Origin of the sequence: Kitasatospora sp. NPDC059795 (assembly GCF_042732175.1) — a bacterium.
Lineage (GTDB): Bacteria > Actinomycetota > Actinomycetes > Streptomycetales > Streptomycetaceae > Kitasatospora.
Genome location: NZ_JBHWID010000009.1, coordinates 99,422 through 116,532 on the forward strand (window position 1 = coordinate 99,422; position 17,111 = coordinate 116,532).

Here is a 17,111-nt window from a genome sequence, read left to right on the forward strand (position 1 = left end):
CACCGGGTTCACCCGGCTCCGCCGCGCGCGAAGGTCACCACACGCCCCCGAACAGTCCTCCGTGCGCCACGCCGAGGAACAGTCCGAATGCGGCGGCGCCCGTTCCGATCACCACCAGGAAGCGCTCGGCGGTGGTGACCGACACGAAGAGGCCGATCATTCCGGTGATGATCCCGGCCAGTCCGGTCCACGAACTGAGCAGGTGCAGGTGGTAGAAGAACGAGGTGACGAAGGCGACCGCGCCGAGGAGCAGTGTCACCCCGACGAGGGTGTTCTCCCGCGGGTGCGGATTGCCGTCGGTGTTGAGGGTGAACTGCGGCCGGTGGACGTTCTGCGCCATAGGACCCACCTCCCGTGGTGGAGGGAACGTTCGCTCTGTCCAGACTGCGACCGATATGCCCGGAATGACAACCTCGGGATCCCGCGTTTTGTCCGTCGGTCGGCTCACCCGGTAGGCTGGCCCCTCTGCACTGGTGTAGGAGCGTGCCCGCACGCCCCGATCCGGTGTTGACGCGCACAACCCTCCTGCCACGGAGAGACCGTGGCCGCTGAGTCCAAAGGAGGTGGGTTCACATGCGTCACTACGAGCTGATGGTCATCCTCGACCCGTCGGTCGAGGAGCGCGCTGTCGCCCCCCTGATCGAAGGCTTCCTCAACGTCGTCCGCACCGGCGGCGGCAAGGTTGAGAAGATCGACACCTGGGGCCGTCGTCGCCTGGCGTACGAGATCAACAAGCAGTCCGAGGGCATCTACTCGGTCATCGACCTCAAGGCCACGCCCGAGGTCGTCAAGGAGCTCGACCGCCAGCTCAGCCTGAGCGAGTCGGTTCTGCGGACCAAGGTCCTGCGCCCGGACACCCACTGAGCCCACTTCCGGCACTGATGCCGGAGGGCTCGCGTCCGGTGTTCCACGTGGAACACCGCTGACGAGCACCGCAGAACTTCTTTCCGAGAGGTCATCACCACATGGCAGGCGAGACCGTCATCACCCTCGTCGGCAATCTCGTCGACGACCCCGAGCTGCGTTTCACTCCGTCGGGCGCCGCGGTGGCCAAGTTCCGCATCGCGTCGACCCCGCGCACCTTCGACCGTCAGACCAACGAGTGGAAGGACGGCGAAAGCCTCTTCCTCACGTGCAACGTCTGGCGTCAGCCGGCGGAGAACGTGGCCGAGTCGCTGCAGCGCGGCATGCGCGTCATCGTGCAGGGCCGACTGCGCCAGCGGTCTTACGAGACCAAGGAAGGCGAGAAGCGGACGGTCTTCGAGGTCGAGGTCGATGAGGTCGGCCCGAGCCTGCGCTCGGCGACCGCCAAGGTCACCCGCGCCAACCGCTCCGGCGGTCCCGGCGGCGGTGGCGGTGGCGGCTTCGGCGGCCAGCAGGGCGGCGGCGGTTACGGCGGCGGCCAGCAGGGCGGCGGCAACTGGGGTGGAAACTCCGGTGGCGGTCAGTCCGGCCCGTCCGACGACCCGTGGGCGTCCAGCGCCCCGTCCGGTGGCAACCAGGGCGGCAGCTGGGGCGGCGCCCCGTCCGGTGGCGGCTACTCGGAAGAGCCCCCGTTCTAAAGCGGTGCATGTCGGTCCTCCCGTGGGACCGGCAACGCTGACAGATCTCGTACTCAACGGAGCACACAATGGCGAAGCCGCCTGCTCGCAAGCCGAAGAAGAAGGTTTGCGTCTTCTGCAAGGACAAGGCCACTTACGTGGACTACAAGGACACGAACCTGCTGCGGAAGTTCATTTCCGACCGCGGCAAGATCCGTGCCCGCCGGGTCACCGGCAACTGCACCCAGCACCAGCGTGACGTCGCCACGGCCGTGAAGAACAGCCGTGAGATGGCCCTGCTGCCCTACACCTCCACCACGCGCTAAGAGAGGGTGACCGAACAATGAAGATCATCCTCACTCACGAGGTCCCCGGCCTCGGCAGCGCCGGCGAGGTCGTCGAGGTCAAGGACGGCTACGCCCGTAACTTCCTGGTCCCGCGTGGCTTCGCCATCCGCTGGACCAAGGGCGGTCAGAAGGACGTCGACGCCATCCGTCGCGCCCGGAAGATCCACGCCATCCAGACCCTTGAGGCCGCCAACGAGGTCAAGGCGACCCTTGAGGGCCTGCAGGTCAAGCTGGCCGTTCGCTCCGGCGACGCCGGCCGCCTGTTCGGCTCGGTGACCCAGGCCGACGTCGTGGAGGCCATCAAGGCCGCCAACGGCCCGGCCGTGGACAAGCGCGCCGTCGCGATCGCCTCGCCGATCAAGACCGTGGGCACCCACAAGGTCTCGGTCAAGCTGCACTCGGACGTTCAGGCCAACCTCGACGTCGCCGTCGTCGCTGCCTGATCTCTGCCGCAGAGCTGACGAAGGGGCCGGACTCCACTCGGAGTCCGGCCCCTTCGCCGTGCGGTGGCGGGCTGCTGTGACAGGCCTGCTCGGCCTGCCGGGCCTAGGGCCTGTCCGGCCGATCTTGCCGGGCGCGCGACGCCGGATCATCCCGCCTGGAAGCACCGGCAAACCATCCAAGTACACCCAGTACGAGGACGGTTCGCCGGCACTCCCAGCCGGGCGCCCGACGCCGCGCGCTGATCCGACAAGATCGACCGGACAGGCCTTAGGCCCGGACTGCTCCGGTGACCATCCACCGGCCGGTGCGTATCCGGCCGGACAGGACTGCGGCCCGGGCCAGCATGAACAGGTTCATCGCCCACCACAGCCCGACCAGGCCCAGGCCCAGGGCGGGCACCGCGAGCGCGGCCGGCACGAACAGCAGCAGGGCGGCGAGCATCCCCCAGGCGAGGAAGCCGCCGTCGCCGGCGCCCATCAGCACGCCGTCCAGCACGAACACCAGGCCGCCGAGCGGCTGGGTCAGCGCGGCCAGCAGCAGCACGGTGGACAGTTGGGCCCGTACCGACGGGTCGTCGGTGAACAGCGGGACGTACAGCGGCCGGGCCAGCACCATCAGCAGGCCCAGCAGCACGCCCGCGCCGACGCCCCACTCGATCATCCGCCGGGTCGCCGCCCGGGTGCCCGGCAGGTCTCCGGCGCCCAGGTAGCGGCCGATGATGGCCTGCCCGGCGATCGCCACGGCGTCCAGCGCGAAGGCCATGAACGACCAGATGGTCATGGTGATCTGGTGGGCGGCGATCTCGGTGTCGCCCAGGCGCGCGGCCACCGCGGTGGCGAGCAGCAGGGCGGCGCGCAGGCTCAGGGTGCGCACCATCAGCGGGCCGCCGGCCCGGGCGGAGGCCTTGATCCCGGCGAGGTCGGGCCGCAGGCCGGCGCCCTCCCGGCGGGCGCCGCGGACCACCACGGCCACGTACACCGCGGCCATCGCGTTCTGCGCGATCACGGTGCCCCAGGCGGAGCCGGCCACGCCGAGGCCGGCGCCGTAGACCAGACCGAGGTTGAGCAGCAGGTTGGCGGTGAACCCGCCGATCGCGACCAGCAGCGGGGTGCGGGTGTCCTGGAACCCGCGCAGCACGCCGGTGGCGGCCAGCACCAGCAGCATCGCGGGCACGCCGAGGGCGCTGATCCGCAGGTAGGTGACGGCGTACGGGGCGGCGGTGGGGGAGGCCCCGAGCAGGTGGGCGGCCTGCGGGGCGAGGGCCAGCGTGAGCACGACCATGCCGGCGGAGAGGAGCAGGGCCAGCCAGATGCCGTCGATGCCCTGTTGGACGGCGGCCCGGCGGTCCCCGGCGCCGAGCCGGCGGGCGACCGCGCCGGTGGTGGCGTAGGCGAGGAAGACGAAGATCCCGGCGGCGGTGGTGAGGGCGGCGGAGGCGATCCCGAGGCCGGCCAGTTGGGCGGTGCCGAGGTGGCCGACGATCGCGGAGTCGGCCATCAGGAAGAGCGGTTCGGCGACCAGCGCGCCGAAGGCCGGGACCGCCAGGGCGAGGATCTCGCGGTCGTGGCGGCGGCGTTCGGGGGCGGGGGTGGGACGGACGGGCGTCGCGGGCATGGGGTTCACCCTACTCATCCACAGGTAATGATCGCTAGTGGCTTATGACTATTACCTTTCCTGTGGACGGACGGTGGATCGAACGGCCGATCGAACAGCTGGGCGGCTTCGCTCCCCGCTGTGTGAAGAATTTCTCATGCACAGGCCGTGGATGAGGTCCTCGCAGGTCAGCGAGTTGACACCAGGGCGATCGTGTGGTTATCCACAGCGGTGTCCACAGGGTTGTGCACAGCTTTCCGGGGGTTCTCCACAGCCTGCGGACAGTTGTCCACATGCCCTGTGGATAACCGTCTTGGAGGAACCGCCCGGCCACCCGTACCGTGGCTCAGGACCAGACCCCCGGTACCGCGCGACACCGCCCCGCACACGGCCGGAACTGTCGGCTCGGTGGCGTATGAAGGACAGAGCGCCGCACCGGACAGGCCCGCACCAACTCGCACCAACCGCTGATCGGGGAACACGCGTGACCGGCCCCCAGTACGACGACCACGACGCCCCTCCGCCCCCGGAGGACGACTGGCAGCCGTCCGACGACGCCTTCCCGCTGGACGCCTTCCCCGACGTGCCCGGCGACCGCCTTCCCGTCACCCGCCGCTCGAACAACGCCGTCAACGGCTCCGGCGCGCAGGGCGGCGGCAAGGGCGAGCGCTTCGGCAAGGGCGACCGGTTCCCCGGCAAGGGCGAGCGGCGCGACCGGGACGGCGAGCGCGAGGGCGGCTTCGGCGGCGAGGGCTTCGAGCGCGTCCCCCCGCAGGACCTGGCGGCCGAGCAGTCGGTGCTGGGCGGCATGCTGCTCTCCAAGGACGCCATCGCCGACGTCGTCGAGGTGCTCAAGCCCGCCGACTACTACCGGCCCGCGCACGAGCTGATCCACGGCGCGATCCTCGACCTGTACGCCCGCGGCGAGCCCGCCGACCCGATCACCGTGGCCGGCGAGCTCACCAAGCGCGGCGAGCTGGTCCGCGTCGGCGGCGCCTCCTACCTGCACACGCTGGTCAACTCGGTGCCCACCGCGGCCAACGCCGAGTACTACGCCGAGATCGTCCACGAGCGCGCCGTGCTGCGTCGCCTGGTCGAGGCCGGCACCCGGATCGCCGGCATGGGCTACGCCGCCGAGGGCGACGTCGACGACATCGTCAACGCCGCGCAGGCCGAGATCTACGCCGTCACCGAGCAGCGCACCAACGAGGACTACGCCCCGCTCGCGGACATCATGGAGGGCGCCCTCGACGAGATCGAGGCGATCGGCTCCCGCTCCGGCCAGATGTCCGGCGTGCCCACCGGCTTCGCCGACTTCGACCAGCTCACCAACGGCCTGCACCCCGGCCAGATGATCGTCATCGCGGCCCGTCCCGCCATGGGCAAGTCCACGCTGGCGCTGGACTTCGCGCGGGCCTGCTCGATCCACAACAACCTGCCGAGCGTGATCTTCTCGCTCGAAATGGGCCGCAACGAGATCGCCATGCGTCTGCTCTCGGCGGAGGCGCGGGTGGCGCTGCACCACATGCGCTCCGGCAACATGACGGACGACGACTGGACGCGGGTGGCCCGGCGGATGCCCGAGGTGAGCGCCGCGCCGCTGTACATCGACGACTCGCCGAACCTGTCGATGATGGAGATCCGCGCCAAGTGCCGCCGGCTGAAGCAGCGCAACGACCTGCGCCTGGTGGTCATCGACTACCTGCAGCTGATGCAGTCCGGCGGTTCGCGGCGGGCCGAGAGCCGCCAGCAGGAGGTCTCGGACATGTCCCGAAACCTGAAGCTGCTGGCGAAGGAGCTGGAGCTCCCGGTGATCGCGCTCTCCCAGCTGAACCGTGGTCCCGAGCAGCGCACCGACAAGAAGCCGATGGTCTCCGACCTGCGTGAGTCCGGCTCGATCGAGCAGGACGCCGACATGGTCATCCTGCTGCACCGCGAGGACGCCTACGAGAAGGAGTCCCCGCGGGCCGGCGAGGCGGACCTGATCGTGGCCAAGCACCGTAACGGCCCGACCGCCACCATCACCGTCGCGTTCCAGGGCCACTACTCGCGCTTCGTGGACATGACCCGCGACGTGACCTGACGGCCGGGCCGCCGGCGGGCCGTCAGAACCAGTGCAGGCAGTGCGGTTCGCGGTCGGCGCGGAACATGGCGTCGGCGCGGGCGGCCGCGTCCGGGTGGTGGGCGCGGATGTGGCCGGCCCGTACCAGCGTGCCGGGGGTGGTGCCGCCGAGGTAGATCGAGCCGAGGTCGCTGACGTCCATCGACAGGTCGGGCTCGCGGTCGGTGGGGGTGCACTCGGCGCGGCCGTCGGTGACGGTCAGCAGGTGGCGGGTGTGCTCGCCGAGGAACGGGTCGTCGACGTCGAGGACGAGCTCGCCGTCCGCGGACCAGCTGCGGGCGGTGAGGGCGCGCGGGATGTCGAGCAGCCGGACCCAGAGCCAGTCGGTGTCGTCGGTGACCGCGCCGGCGTTGAAGTCGGTCAGCTGCCAGCGCAGCGGGTTGCCGGGCGGGAAGTGCCGGAAGGCGACCTCGGTGACCAGGTCGTGGCCGAGCAGGCAGCGGGCCAGCGCGGTGTACGCGGCGTCGTCGAGGGTGATGATCTCGTCGACCAGCATGGCGAGCGAGTCGTCGAGGGAGTAGGCGGCATACCCGTTCGGGGTGCCGTCGGCGTCCCGGTGGAGGGCGATGTACCGCTGGGTGGGCGCGGTCGGCGGGTGGCCGGCCCGGCGGGACCACCACCGGGGCGGGCGGGAGATCGCGCCGGGCTGGGTGCGGCGGTAGCGGTCGTAGATCTGCTCCACCAGGTCGCGGCAGTCGCCGAGCCGGAGCAGCTCGACCGTGCCGGCGGGCTCCTGGCCGGCCCGCGGCGGGGTGAGCGCGGCCCGGTGCCGGGGGACGGTCAGCTTCCGGGTGTAGGTGGCCGGCCCGTAGCCGAACCGTCGGTAGATCACCGCCTCGGAGGCCAGCAGCACCGCCATCAGCTCCCCGCGTTCGCGCAGGTCGGCGAGTTGACGGCGCTTCATCGCGGTGAGCACGCCCTGCCGCCGGTGGGTGGGCAGCACGCCGACGCAGGAGATCCCGGGCACCGGGACGGTCGCCCCGCCGGGCAGCGTCAGCTCGAAGGAGTACGCGCACGTGGTGCCGATCGGCCGCCCCTCGTCGGTGACGGCGAGCAGCCCGCGGTCGAGTTCGAGCGCGGACCACCAGACGCCGGTGCCGTCCTCGTTCGGCGGCGCCGGGTACTTCCCGAACGCCGCGAACACGGTGTCGACGAAGACGTCGTGGTCCTTCTCGGTGGTGGAACGGATCTCCATGGCTGTGCTGTCTCCCTGCAGTCGCCGTTTCGAGGCCTCAGTGCATGCGGCCTGCGCGCCCCGGGTCAAGCGAATTTGCGACTGATAGCCTCGCCCGTCGTGAGGGACCGGAACGATCTGCGGCTGCGCCCGCTGCCCGACGAAGTGACGCTGCTGCTGGCCGAGTTGGCGGCGCCGCCGCGCCTGGTGGCGCACCTGCGGCTGGTGCACGACGTGGCGGTGCGGCTGGCGGACGGGGTGGCGGCGTACTGCCCGGGCCTGGCGTTCGACCGGGCGGCGGTGCTGTTCGGCGCGGCCACCCACGACATCGGGAAGACCGTGCACCGTGCGGAGCTGTCCGCCCCCGGGTCGGCGCACGAGCCGGCCGGCCGGGAACTGCTGCTGGCGGCGGGCGTCCCCCCGCAGCTGGCCCGCTTCGCGGCCGGCCACGCGCAGTGGGGTCCGGACTCCGCCGTGGAGGACCTGCTGGTGTCGCTGGCCGACAAGGCCTGGAAGAACAGGCGCGTCCCGGACCTGGAGGACCTGCTGGTCACCGCGCTGGCCCGGGCCGGCGGCGGCGAGCGGTGGGAGGTGTTCCTCGCGCTGGACGAACTGCTCACCGCGATCGGCGACGGCGCGGAGGAGCGCCTGGCGTACCAGGCGCTCTTCGCGACCGCTTAGGGCCTGTCCGGCCGATCTCGCCGGACAGGCCGCTAGGCCAGCGTGACGGTGCTGCGGAAGACGGCCGCGCCCGGGCCGGTCAGCGTGGTCGCGGCGCCGTTCGCCGGGAGGAACGCCGACTCGCCCTGGCGGAGCGTCAACGCCTGCGCGCCGGAGGCGAGTTCGACGGTTCCGCCGGTGCAGAGCAGGATCTGCGGGGCGTCGCCGGGCAGTACGACGGGCTGCTCGGCGAGGTCGTAGCGGGAGAGCCGGAACTCGTCGATCGGCACCGGGTACAGCCGCTCGCCGTCCGCGCCGGGCTCGGGGCGCATGATCTCGGGGCTGCCACCGTGGAAGCCCACCACCTTGAGCAGCTCGGGGACGTCCACGTGCTTCGGGGTGAACCCGCAGCGCAGCACGTTGTCGGAGTTGGCCATGATCTCCACGCCGGTGCCGCGCAGGTACGCGTGCGGCAGGCCGGCGCCGAGGTACAGCGCCTCGCCGGGCTGCAGGCGCACGTAGTTCAGCAGCAGGGCGGCGACCAGGCCGGCGTCGCCGGGGTACTCGGCGGCGGCGAAGGCGTAGCCGGCCAGCGCGCCGCTCGGGTCGGACGGGGCGGCGGCGGTGACGGCGCGGGCCACCGCGTCCACGGTGGCGCGGCCCTGCTCGTCGGTCAGCGCGAGCGCCTCGGCGAGCGCGCCGGACAGCGCCTCGGACTCCGGCTTGTTGCGCAGCAGATCGATCAGCGGGTCGAGGCCGGGCACGTCGAGGGAGGCCATCAGGTCGGCCGCGTCGGCGGGCGTCCGGAAACCGCACAGGCCCTCGAACTCGCTGAGCGCGCAGATCAGTTCGGGCTTGTGGTTGTCGTCGCGGTAGTTGCGGTGCGGGGCGTCGACCGGGATGCCTCGGCGCTCCTCGTCGGCGTGGCCGGCCCGGGCCTCGGCGCGGGTGGGGTGGGCCTGGATGGACAGCGGGACGGCGGCGGCCAGCACCTTCACCAGGAACGGCAGGGTCGGCCCGAACTGCTCGACGGCGGCGGCGCCGAGCTCGGCGGCCGGGTCGGCGGCGATCACCCGGTCGAGCGGCACCGGGCCGTCGCCGCGGTCGATCACCGAGGGCGCGCCGGGGTGGGCGCCCATCCACAGTTCGGCCTGCGGCTCCCCGGTGGCGGCCCGTCCGAGCAGCGCGGGGATGGCGGTGGCCGACCCCCAGGCGTAGTCGCGGACGGTGTTGTCGAGCCGGTCCATCAAGTACTCCAAGATGCGTGCGGACGTGCGTGCGCTGGGGTGGCCGGTGCGCGAGGACCACCGACAATAGCTGACGTATCCGGCGGTCCGATGGTGCCCGGTGATCACTCTCCTGGGCGCGCCGACCCGGCATCGGAGGGGTGTTCCGGAGAGGGTGGACGGTAACCGGGCCCGATCGGGCCCGCCACCGAACACCGACCAGGGGAGCAGCCGTGACCGCGTCGTCGCCCGACGAGAGCGCCGAGGGCCGTGGGGCGGGTGCCGTGCCGCCGTTCCGCCCGCTGGAGGTCGAGGTCTTCACCGGCCCGGAGAGCGCGTTCTTCGCCACGTCGAGTCTGATCATGGGCGAGCGCACGGCGATCCTGGTGGACGCCCAGCTGACCCGCAGCGCGGGCCGGGAGCTCGCCGAGTGGATCGCGGGCAAGAACCGGCAGCTGCTGGCGATCGTCATCACCCACCAGCACCCCGACCACTACTTCGGCGCGGAGGAGGTGCTGCGGCTGTTCCCGGCCGCGCCGCTGCTCGCCGCGCCTTCGGTGGTGGACGGCATCCGGCAGACCGCGGCGGCGAAGGTCGCGCAGTGGAAGCCGGTGTACGGCGACGACATCCCCGACCGGCCGCTGCTGCCCGCCCCGCTGCTGCCGCAGCCGCTGATGATCGACGGCCAGCTGATCCGGGTGCTGCCGCTCGGCCAGGCCGACAGCGCGGGCTCCACGGCGGTGTACCTGCCGAGCGTCCGCACCGTGGTGGCGGGCGACTTCGTCTACAACGGCACCCACGTGTGGACGGCCGACACCGACCCGGCGGCCCGCGGCCGGTGGTCGCACAACCTGAGCCGGATCGCGGACCTGGGCGTCGACCGGGTGATCGCCGGCCACCGAGCCCCCGGCATGGACGACGCGGCGCACCGGGTGCTGGGCTTCACCGCCGAGTACCTGCGCGACTTCGACGAGGCGCTGGCCGACCACCCGCAGGACGCGGAGGCGCTGGCCACGGCGGTGAACGAGCGCTACGGCGGCCTGACCCTGCCGGCCATCCTGGAACTCGGCGCGGCGGCGAACGTCGCCCGGGCGACCGTGCCGCAGGAGGACAACGGGATCGTGGACGCGGAGATCGTCGAGGAGCCGGACGAGGACCGCGACGACTCGGCCGGGGGCGGGGCCGACGACGACCGGTGATACTGCCCGGATGACGCAGTACGACGCGGTGGTCGTGGCCGGTGGGGCGGGGCGACGGCTCGGTGGCGCGGACAAGCCGGCCCTGACGGTCGGCGGCCGTCCGCTGCTGGACCGGGTGCTGGCGGCCTGTGCGGGGGCCCGGCGCATCCTGGTGGTCGGCCCCCGGCGGCCCACGGCGTGCGGTGGGGTGCACTGGTTGCGCGAGGACCCGCCGGGCGGCGGCCCGCTGGCGGCGGTGGCCGCCGCACTGCCGGAGGTGGCGGCGCCGCTGGTGCTGCTGCTGGCCGCCGACCTGCCGTTCCTGGACGCGGCGACGGTCTCCCGGCTGCTCGACGCGGTCGGCGACGCGGACGGGGCCCTGCTGGTGGACGCCGAGGGCCACGACCAGCTGCTGACGGGTGCGTACCGCACGGCCGTCCTGCGCGAGGCGCTCGCCGCGCAGGCCGACCCGACCGGCCGCCCGCTGCGCGCCCTCACCCGCGGTCTGACCCTGGCCCGGGTGCCCGACGAGGCGGGGGCGTCCTTCGACTGCGACACCCCGGAGGAACTGGCGGCGGCCCGCCGCCGGGCAGCGGGAGAACGCTGAGCGGACCTCCGGTTGTGGGCTGCGCTGCGGTGGACGGGTGGGCAGACGGAGGCGAACCGGGGGCTTGGGCGGCGAACGAGCGCCGGGGCGGTTGGCGGCGTTGCAGGCCAATGGCGCCCGTGCGTTCGTGGCTTCGCCCGGCGGGCGCGGGCCTGCCGGCTCGGCGTCGTGGCCGGTGCGGGGGAGCGCCGGAGCTGGTGGGTACTCGTGAATGGGCGCGTGGCGCTGGTGGTGGAGGGGGCCCGCGGCAGGCGCGATCGGGCAGCATGGGCGTCATGGAGCGCACATTGGACGAGTGGATGGCCGCGGCCGCCGCCGAATTGGGGCTGGACCTGGCGGTGGACGTCCGGGGGCTGTTGGACATGACGCGGGCGGTGGCGCACGGGGTGGAGCGTCCGGCGGCGCCGCTGACGGCGTTCCTGGTGGGGTACGCGGCGGCGCTGAACGGCGGTGGGCCGGCTGCCGTGGCCGAGGCGTCCGCGAAGGCGGCGGCGCTGGCGGAGCGGTGGGCCGCCGAGGCGGACGGCCCGGCGGAGCGGTGAGCGGCGGGGCGGTCGGCAAGGTGCGGACGTCCGCGGGCCCGGAGACGTTGCGCGGCTGCCCGTGGCCGCTGGCCCGGCGTGCCGCCGCGCTGGCGGTGGCGGGTCCGCTGCCGGTGGAGCGGGTGCCGTCGGCGGACGCGATCGGCCGGACGCTCGCCGAGCCGTTGGCCGCGCTCACTGATCTGCCCGCCTTCGACACCTCGGCGATGGACGGCTGGGCGGTGGCGGGTCCGGGTCCGTGGCGGCTGTCGGGGCGGCTGCTGGCGGGCCAGGACTGTACCCCGCTGGCGGACGGTGCGGCGGTGGAGATCGCCACCGGCGCCCAGCTGCCGCCGGGGGCCACCGGGGTGCTCCGCCGTGAGCACGGCCGGCTGGTCGAACTCCCGGACGGCACCGCACAGTTGTGCGGTGAGGTCGGTCCGGGCCAGGACGTCAGGCCGCGCGGCCAGGAGTGCCGTCGGGGCGAGGAGTTGCTGCCCGCCGGGCTGCCGGTGACCCCGGCGGTGCTCGGGCTGGCGGCTGCCGCCGGGCACGACCGGCTGGCCGTTCGGCGCCGTCCGACCGTCGAACTGCTGCTGCTGGGCGACGAGTTGCTGACCTCGGGGCTGCCCGCGCCGGGCCGGGTGCGGGACGCGCTGGGACCGTTGCTGCCACCGTGGCTGGCCGCGGCCGGGGCGGACCTGCTCGGCAGCCGCTACGTCCGGGACGACTTCGGGCTGCTGCGGGACGCGATCCGGCACTCGCCCGCCGATCTGGTGCTGACCACCGGCGGTACCGCCGCCGGGCCGGTGGACTTCCTGCACGCCGCGCTGGAAGCGACCGGCGGTCACCTGCTGGTGGACGGGGTCGCGGTGCGGCCCGGGCACCCGATGCTGCTGGCGGCGCTGCCGGGCGGCCGGTACCTGGTGGGGCTGCCGGGCAATCCGCTGGCGGCCGTCGCGGGCACCGTCACGCTCGCGCTGCCGCTGCTGGACGCCCTGTCCGGGCGCGGTACCGCCGTCGCGGCCGGGCCCACCGGGACGCTGGCCGCCGCACTGCCCGGCCACCCGGCGGACACCCGCCTGCACCCCGTCCGCCGCACCCCGGCCGGCCTGGTCCCGCTGCCGCACGACGGCCCGGCGATGCTCCGCGGCCTGGCCCGGGCGGAGGCGCTGGCCGTGGTACCGCCCGGCGGCCTGCCGGCGGGGGAGCCCGTCGAGGTCCTGCCCCTGCCCTGACCCGCCCGGACGCGATTCCGCCGTTGGGCCTTGCCCGGGCGCGCTCGTCCCGCTGGTGCACGGTGGTCCGGCGATGCTGCGGGGCGCTGTCGCTGCCGATGGGGGTGTTCCACGTGGAACCCGGCCCTGCTGCCATCGTCCGGGCGAGGCTCCGCCGTTGCGGTCGGGATCGGGGGCGCGCGGCCCGGGCGGCCAGCCGCGTACCGGGCCTCGGTGGCTGCTGCGCGGCCGGCGGCGTTGGCCGGGGTGGCGGCGCCGACGGTCCGGCGTGGGGTGTTCCACGTGGAACACCTGCCCGGTCCGGGCCGCGCATCCTCGCCGAATCAGGGCCGGGTGGGGTGTTTCACGTGGAACCGGGGGTCACTGGGGGACGGGTGCGCCGGGCTTGATGACGATCAGGCGGTCGGTGAGTTGGAGCACCGCCGCCTCCGGTTCGGTGTAGTTGAGCACGCGGCGGCCGCGGACCACGGCGACCACGAGGTCGGGCAGTTCGCGCGGGCTGCGGCCGGCTTCGGCCTTGGTGACGGGGCGTTCGGCGACGTCCAGGCCGTTGCCGTAGGTGAGCAGGTCCTCCATCACGGCGCCGGCGTTGGGGCTGAGCATCGACATGCCGAGCAGGCGGCCGGCCGAGCTGGAGGAGGTGACGACCACGTCGGCGCCGCTCTGTCGCAGCAGCGGGGCGTTCTCGTCCTCGCGGACGGCGGCGACCACGGTGGCGCCCCGGTTGAGCTGGCGGGCGGTCAGGGTGATCAGGGCGGCGGTGTCGTCGCGTTCGGGGGCGACCACCACCTGGGCGGCGCGGGGGAGCTCGGCACGCATCAGGGTGGCGGTGCGGGTGGCGTCGCCGAGGACGCCGACCAGGCCGTCGTGGGTGGCCTGGTCGATGGCGCGGGCCTGCGGGTCGACGACGACGATGGACTCCTTCGGGACGCCCTGTCCGAGCAGGGTGTCCACGGCGCTGCGGCCCTTGGTGCCGTAGCCGATGACGACGGTGTGGTCCCGCACGGCGTGCCTCCAGCGTTCGATCCGCCACTGCAGGCGGGTGCGTTCGGTGAGCACTTCGAGAGTCGTGCCGACCAGGATGATCAGGAAGACCACGCGCAGTGGCGTGATCACGAAGATGTTGACCAGGCGGGCGCTGTCGCTCACCGGAGTGATGTCGCCGTAGCCGGTGGTGGAGAGGGTGACGGTGGCGTAGTACGCCGAGTCGAGGAAGCTGACCGAGGTGTCCGCGTTGTCGTTGTAGCCGCCGCGGTCCAGGTACACGATCAGCGTGGTGGCGACCAGCACGCCCAGCGCGAGCAGCAGGCGGAAGGCGACCTGCCGCGTCGGTGGGCGGGTTCGGCGGGCGGGCAGCGCGATCCGGCGGGCGGGGTCGGTGTCTTCGGCGCCCTGGTCCCGGAAGCGACTGAGTGTCAGCCGGGACGGCCGGGCGCCCTGGTCGGCGGGCGGATTGGAGTTCGGCACAGGCACAAGGATGAGGGGTGGAGGCGTCACCGGCCGACCCCGGGGGCGGAGTGTCGCCACCCTGTTCGGTACCGGCGGCAGCCCTTGACGGACTGCCGGTTGACGGCGGGGGGAGGGGGTGTCCGGTGGGCGGGGGCGTAGCGTGGCGGCCATGCGAGCCATCACGATTCCCGAGCCCGGCGGCCCCGAGCGGCTGGTGTGGGCCGAGGTTCCCGATCCTGTTCCGGCGGCCGGCGAGGTGCTGGTCGAGGTCGTCGCGACCGCGGTCAACCGGGCCGATCTGCTGCAGCGTCAGGGCTTCTACGATCCGCCGCCGGGCAGTTCGCCCTATCCGGGCCTGGAGTGCGCGGGCCGGATCTCCGCGCTCGGCCCGGGCGTTGCGGGCTGGGCGGTCGGCGACGAGGTGTGTGCGCTGCTGGCGGGCGGCGGCTACGCCCAGCAGGTGGCGGTGCCGATCGGCCAACTGCTGCCGGTGCCGAAGGGGCTGACGCCGGCGCAGGCCGCCGCGCTGCCCGAGGTGGCGTGCACGGTGTGGTCGAACGTCTTCCAGGTTGCGCACCTGCGCCCCGGCGAGACGGTGCTGCTGCACGGTGGCGCCAGCGGCATCGGCACCATGGCGATCCAGTTGGCCAAGGCGGTCGGGGCGCGGGTCGCGGTCACCGCGGGCAGCCCGGAGAAGCTCGCCCGGTGCGCGGAACTCGGCGCGGACGTGCTGATCGACTACCGGCGGCAGGACTTCGTCGCCGAGCTTGCCGCGCTCGGCGGGGCCGACGTGATCCTCGACATCATGGGCGCCAAGTACCTGGAGCGGAACGTGGACGCCCTCGCCGTCAACGGCCGGCTGGTGGTGATCGGCATGCAGGGCGGCGTCAAGGCCGAGCTCAACCTGGCGACGCTGCTCCGCAAGCGGGCGGCCGTGGTCGCCACCAACCTGCGCGGGCGGCCGCTCGCGGAGAAGGCGGCGATCGTCGCGGCCGTCCGCGAGCACGTCTGGCCGCTGGTCGAGGCGGGTGTGGTCCGGCCGGTGGTGGACCGGGTCCTGCCGATCGCCGAGGCCGCCGAGGCGCACCGCGTGGTGGAGGCCGGCAGCCAGGTCGGGAAGGTCGTCCTGGAGGTGTGAGACCGGGGCCCGGGGCGGCGGAAATGCCCGAAATGCCCGGGTGTGTGAGGCTGGTCGAAAGCTGTTCCGCCTCCGCCCGCACCTCGTTGCGGGCGGCCGTCGGGAGGACCTGCTTTCCATGCTCGCTCGCCGCCGCCCCGTGCCCCCGGCCCCGCGCCGCACCCCCACCGCCCGCCCCGGCGCGCTGCTCCGCAGGGCCGCGTTGACCGGCCTGGCGCTGCCGCTGCTGCTGGCCGCCCCCGTCTTCGCCGTCGATCCGGCGGCCGATGCCCGTCAGCAGACCCAGGCGCAGGTGGACGCCGCCCGGCAGCAGGCCGGGGAGCAGTTCGACGCCGCGCGCGGGCAGGCCGCGGAGCAGCTCGGGCAGGCCGCCGCGTCGGGGCAGTCCGGGCAGCCGGCCGCGCCGACCGACGGCGCGATATCCGGGGCGGTCCCGACCGTCCCCGTTCCGGTTCCGGTGCCCGCCGCTCCCAGCGCGACCCGGACGGCAGGCTCCCCGAGCCCCGCTCCCGTCGCACCGTCCGTGCCGTCCGTGCCATCCGTGCCGTCCCGGACACCGATACCCGCCGCCGCGCCGTCCGCGGCCGGCCCCGCGCCGAGCGAGCCCCCTGCGGCCGAGTCGAAGCTGTCCGAGCCGTCCGAGCCGTCCAAGCCGTCCGAGCCGTCGAAGCCGGAGCCGATGTCGGAGCCGAGCCCGAAGCCGGAGCCCTCCGCCGAGCCCCCGGTGCGGGCGTCGAGCGAGGAGCCGGCCGCCGCCCCGGCGGGCGGACCGCCGCCCGGCCGGCCCGGGCGCGGGCACCACCACCGGCCGGCCGTGCCACCGGCACCGGCTCCGGCTCCGGCTCAGTCGCAGGCCCCGGCCCGGGTGCAGGCGGAGCCGCCCGTGGGGACAACCGGACCGGATCAGGGCGCACAGCGCGAGGGGGCGGCGGGGAGCGACGAGGACGCGGTCGAGCCGGCGGCGGGGGCGGGCGGGGACGATGCGGTGGTCGCGGGCGGTGCGCCGATGGCGGGCCCGGTGGTGCCGGTCGGCCCGCTGCGCCCGGGCGACCCGTCCGCGAAACAGCTGCCGTTGGGCGTCGGACTGGGCATGATCGGTCTGGGTCTCGGCCTGGTCGGAATGCGGCTGCGTCGGCGGTGAGGTCGCGCGACGCGGGTACCCGCAGGGTGGGACGATCCGGGGGCCAGGTCCGTTGACCTCCGCAATGGACGAAGCATATGAAGGAGCTATGACCAACCCGATGAACGAGCGGTCGCAGCAGGAGCCTCGCCAGACGTCGAGCGGGAAGTCCGAGGACAGCCCGACGGTGCTGATCGTCGGACCGGACGGCATGGCGGTGGGCACCGCCCCGGCCGGCGGGCTCGGCCGGGGTGGCGAGGACGACGAGCCGCGCGAGCTGCCGGTGACCGAGATGGTCGAGCAGCCCGCGAAGGTGATGCGGATCGGCAGCATGATCAAGCAGCTGCTGGAGGAAGTGCGGGCGGCGCCTCTGGACGAGGCGAGCCGGGCCCGGCTGAAGGACATTCACGCCAGCTCGATCAAGGAGCTGGAACTGGGCCTGGCACCGGAGCTGGTCGAGGAGTTGGAGCGGCTGTCGCTGCCGTTCGCCGAGGACAAGATCCCCACCGAGGCCGAACTACGGATCGCACAGGCGCAGTTGGTGGGCTGGCTGGAGGGCCTGTTCCACGGCATCCAGACCGCGCTGTTCGCCCAGCAGATGGCGGCGCGGGCGCAGTTGGAGCAGATGCGGCGGGCGCTGCCGCCCGGACTGCACGGCGCGGAGGGCGACTTGGACGAGCCGGGCCCGGGCCGCGGCATGCGGTCCGGTCCGTACCTCTAGGACCTGTCCGGCCGGCTCTCGGGGGCCGCGCT

At 73.6% G+C, this 17,111-nt stretch carries 16 protein-coding genes and 2 pseudogenes; 13 read left to right on the forward strand and 5 right to left on the reverse strand.

Features of this window, described 5'->3' with window-relative positions; genetic code table 11:
- Window positions 1–34: 34 nt before the first annotated feature.
- On the reverse strand, window positions 35–340 hold the full coding sequence (locus tag ACFV4P_RS19790; RefSeq protein ID WP_380472785.1) for a hypothetical protein: 306 nt from the start codon (window positions 338–340) through the stop codon (window positions 35–37).
- Window positions 341–573: 233 nt separating this feature from the next.
- On the opposite strand from ACFV4P_RS19790, the gene rpsF reads away from it, so the two are divergent.
- The 4 genes from rpsF (at window position 574) to rplI (ending at window position 2,331) form a co-directional block, all read left to right on the forward strand.
- Window positions 574–864 (forward strand): 30S ribosomal protein S6, encoded by a 291-nt coding sequence (gene rpsF / locus ACFV4P_RS19795; RefSeq protein ID WP_035864400.1) that lies wholly within the window; start codon window positions 574–576, stop codon window positions 862–864.
- A gap of 101 nt (window positions 865–965) precedes the next feature.
- Window positions 966–1,562: a single-stranded DNA-binding protein gene (locus ACFV4P_RS19800; protein ID WP_380472788.1), complete on the forward strand. Its 597-nt coding sequence runs from the start codon at window positions 966–968 to the stop codon at window positions 1,560–1,562.
- A 68-nt stretch (window positions 1,563–1,630) separates the two neighbouring features.
- Window positions 1,631–1,867, forward strand: a complete 237-nt coding sequence (rpsR, locus tag ACFV4P_RS19805) for a 30S ribosomal protein S18 (protein ID WP_030457605.1) — start codon at window positions 1,631–1,633, stop codon at window positions 1,865–1,867.
- A 17-nt stretch (window positions 1,868–1,884) separates the two neighbouring features.
- Complete coding sequence (gene rplI / locus ACFV4P_RS19810) at window positions 1,885–2,331, forward strand: 50S ribosomal protein L9 (protein WP_380472791.1); 447 nt, start codon at window positions 1,885–1,887, stop codon at window positions 2,329–2,331.
- Window positions 2,332–2,599: 268 nt separating this feature from the next.
- Here rplI and ACFV4P_RS19815 read toward each other — a convergent pair whose 3' ends face one another.
- On the reverse strand, window positions 2,600–3,946 hold the full coding sequence (locus ACFV4P_RS19815) for an MATE family efflux transporter (RefSeq protein ID WP_380472794.1): 1,347 nt from the start codon (window positions 3,944–3,946) through the stop codon (window positions 2,600–2,602).
- A 544-nt stretch (window positions 3,947–4,490) separates the two neighbouring features.
- Here ACFV4P_RS19815 and dnaB point away from each other — a divergent pair.
- On the forward strand, window positions 4,491–6,008 hold the full coding sequence (dnaB, locus tag ACFV4P_RS19820; protein ID WP_380473174.1) for a replicative DNA helicase: 1,518 nt from the start codon (window positions 4,491–4,493) through the stop codon (window positions 6,006–6,008).
- A 22-nt stretch (window positions 6,009–6,030) separates the two neighbouring features.
- Here dnaB and ACFV4P_RS19825 read toward each other — a convergent pair whose 3' ends face one another.
- Window positions 6,031–7,242, reverse strand: a complete 1,212-nt coding sequence (locus ACFV4P_RS19825; RefSeq protein WP_380472796.1) for a GNAT family N-acetyltransferase — start codon at window positions 7,240–7,242, stop codon at window positions 6,031–6,033.
- A 99-nt stretch (window positions 7,243–7,341) separates the two neighbouring features.
- Between ACFV4P_RS19825 and ACFV4P_RS19830 the strand changes: the two genes are divergently transcribed.
- A complete protein-coding gene (locus tag ACFV4P_RS19830) occupies window positions 7,342–7,902 on the forward strand; it encodes an HD domain-containing protein (RefSeq protein WP_380472799.1) in 561 nt (186 codons plus the stop codon).
- 32 nt (window positions 7,903–7,934) lie between these two features.
- Here the strand turns inward: ACFV4P_RS19830 and manA are convergent, their stop codons facing one another.
- A complete protein-coding gene (gene manA / locus ACFV4P_RS19835; RefSeq protein WP_380472802.1) occupies window positions 7,935–9,128 on the reverse strand; it encodes a mannose-6-phosphate isomerase, class I in 1,194 nt (397 codons plus the stop codon).
- Window positions 9,129–9,340: 212 nt separating this feature from the next.
- On the opposite strand from manA, the gene ACFV4P_RS19840 reads away from it, so the two are divergent.
- The 4 genes and pseudogenes from ACFV4P_RS19840 to ACFV4P_RS19855 all read left to right on the forward strand — a co-directional run bounded on the left by ACFV4P_RS19840 (window position 9,341) and on the right by ACFV4P_RS19855 (window position 12,651).
- The gene (locus ACFV4P_RS19840) at window positions 9,341–10,306 is read left to right on the forward strand and encodes an MBL fold metallo-hydrolase (RefSeq protein ID WP_380472805.1); all 966 of its coding nucleotides are present in this window, start codon (window positions 9,341–9,343) and stop codon (window positions 10,304–10,306) included.
- A gap of 10 nt (window positions 10,307–10,316) precedes the next feature.
- Window positions 10,317–10,874 (forward strand): annotated as a pseudogene (locus ACFV4P_RS19845) (molybdenum cofactor guanylyltransferase); the annotation flags it as partial.
- A gap of 299 nt (window positions 10,875–11,173) precedes the next feature.
- Window positions 11,174–11,410, forward strand: a pseudogene (locus ACFV4P_RS19850) (DUF6457 domain-containing protein); the annotation flags it as partial.
- Between the two features lie 44 nt (window positions 11,411–11,454).
- Window positions 11,455–12,651, forward strand: coding sequence for a molybdopterin molybdotransferase MoeA (locus ACFV4P_RS19855; RefSeq protein ID WP_380473176.1), 1,197 nt, complete (start codon window positions 11,455–11,457; stop codon window positions 12,649–12,651).
- Between the two features lie 360 nt (window positions 12,652–13,011).
- Here the strand turns inward: ACFV4P_RS19855 and ACFV4P_RS19860 are convergent, their stop codons facing one another.
- Entirely contained in the window at window positions 13,012–14,118 is a 1,107-nt protein-coding gene (locus ACFV4P_RS19860) for a potassium channel family protein (protein WP_380472807.1), read from the reverse strand.
- Between the two features lie 151 nt (window positions 14,119–14,269).
- On the opposite strand from ACFV4P_RS19860, the gene ACFV4P_RS19865 reads away from it, so the two are divergent.
- The 3 genes from ACFV4P_RS19865 to ACFV4P_RS19875 all read left to right on the forward strand — a co-directional run bounded on the left by ACFV4P_RS19865 (window position 14,270) and on the right by ACFV4P_RS19875 (window position 17,079).
- Complete coding sequence (locus ACFV4P_RS19865; protein ID WP_380472809.1) at window positions 14,270–15,238, forward strand: NAD(P)H-quinone oxidoreductase; 969 nt, start codon at window positions 14,270–14,272, stop codon at window positions 15,236–15,238.
- 118 nt (window positions 15,239–15,356) lie between these two features.
- Window positions 15,357–16,379: a hypothetical protein gene (locus ACFV4P_RS19870; RefSeq protein ID WP_380472811.1), complete on the forward strand. Its 1,023-nt coding sequence runs from the start codon at window positions 15,357–15,359 to the stop codon at window positions 16,377–16,379.
- An 88-nt stretch (window positions 16,380–16,467) separates the two neighbouring features.
- On the forward strand, window positions 16,468–17,079 hold the full coding sequence (locus ACFV4P_RS19875) for a bacterial proteasome activator family protein (RefSeq protein ID WP_380472813.1): 612 nt from the start codon (window positions 16,468–16,470) through the stop codon (window positions 17,077–17,079).
- Window positions 17,080–17,111: the final 32 nt, after the last annotated feature.

Coding starts and splice junctions, on each gene's coding strand:
- ACFV4P_RS19800 (WP_380472788.1), top strand. CDS start 966: ATGGCAGGCGAGACCGTCATCACCCTCGTCGGCAATCTCGTCGACGAC.
- rpsF (WP_035864400.1), top strand. CDS start 574: ATGCGTCACTACGAGCTGATGGTCATCCTCGACCCGTCGGTCGAGGAG.
- ACFV4P_RS19870 (WP_380472811.1), top strand. CDS start 15,357: ATGCTCGCTCGCCGCCGCCCCGTGCCCCCGGCCCCGCGCCGCACCCCC.
- manA (WP_380472802.1), bottom strand. CDS start 9,128: ATGGACCGGCTCGACAACACCGTCCGCGACTACGCCTGGGGGTCGGCC.
- ACFV4P_RS19865 (WP_380472809.1), top strand. CDS start 14,270: ATGCGAGCCATCACGATTCCCGAGCCCGGCGGCCCCGAGCGGCTGGTG.
- ACFV4P_RS19815 (WP_380472794.1), bottom strand. CDS start 3,946: ATGCCCGCGACGCCCGTCCGTCCCACCCCCGCCCCCGAACGCCGCCGC.
- ACFV4P_RS19790 (WP_380472785.1), bottom strand. CDS start 340: ATGGCGCAGAACGTCCACCGGCCGCAGTTCACCCTCAACACCGACGGC.
- rplI (WP_380472791.1), top strand. CDS start 1,885: ATGAAGATCATCCTCACTCACGAGGTCCCCGGCCTCGGCAGCGCCGGC.
- ACFV4P_RS19825 (WP_380472796.1), bottom strand. CDS start 7,242: ATGGAGATCCGTTCCACCACCGAGAAGGACCACGACGTCTTCGTCGAC.
- rpsR (WP_030457605.1), top strand. CDS start 1,631: ATGGCGAAGCCGCCTGCTCGCAAGCCGAAGAAGAAGGTTTGCGTCTTC.
- ACFV4P_RS19875 (WP_380472813.1), top strand. CDS start 16,468: ATGACCAACCCGATGAACGAGCGGTCGCAGCAGGAGCCTCGCCAGACG.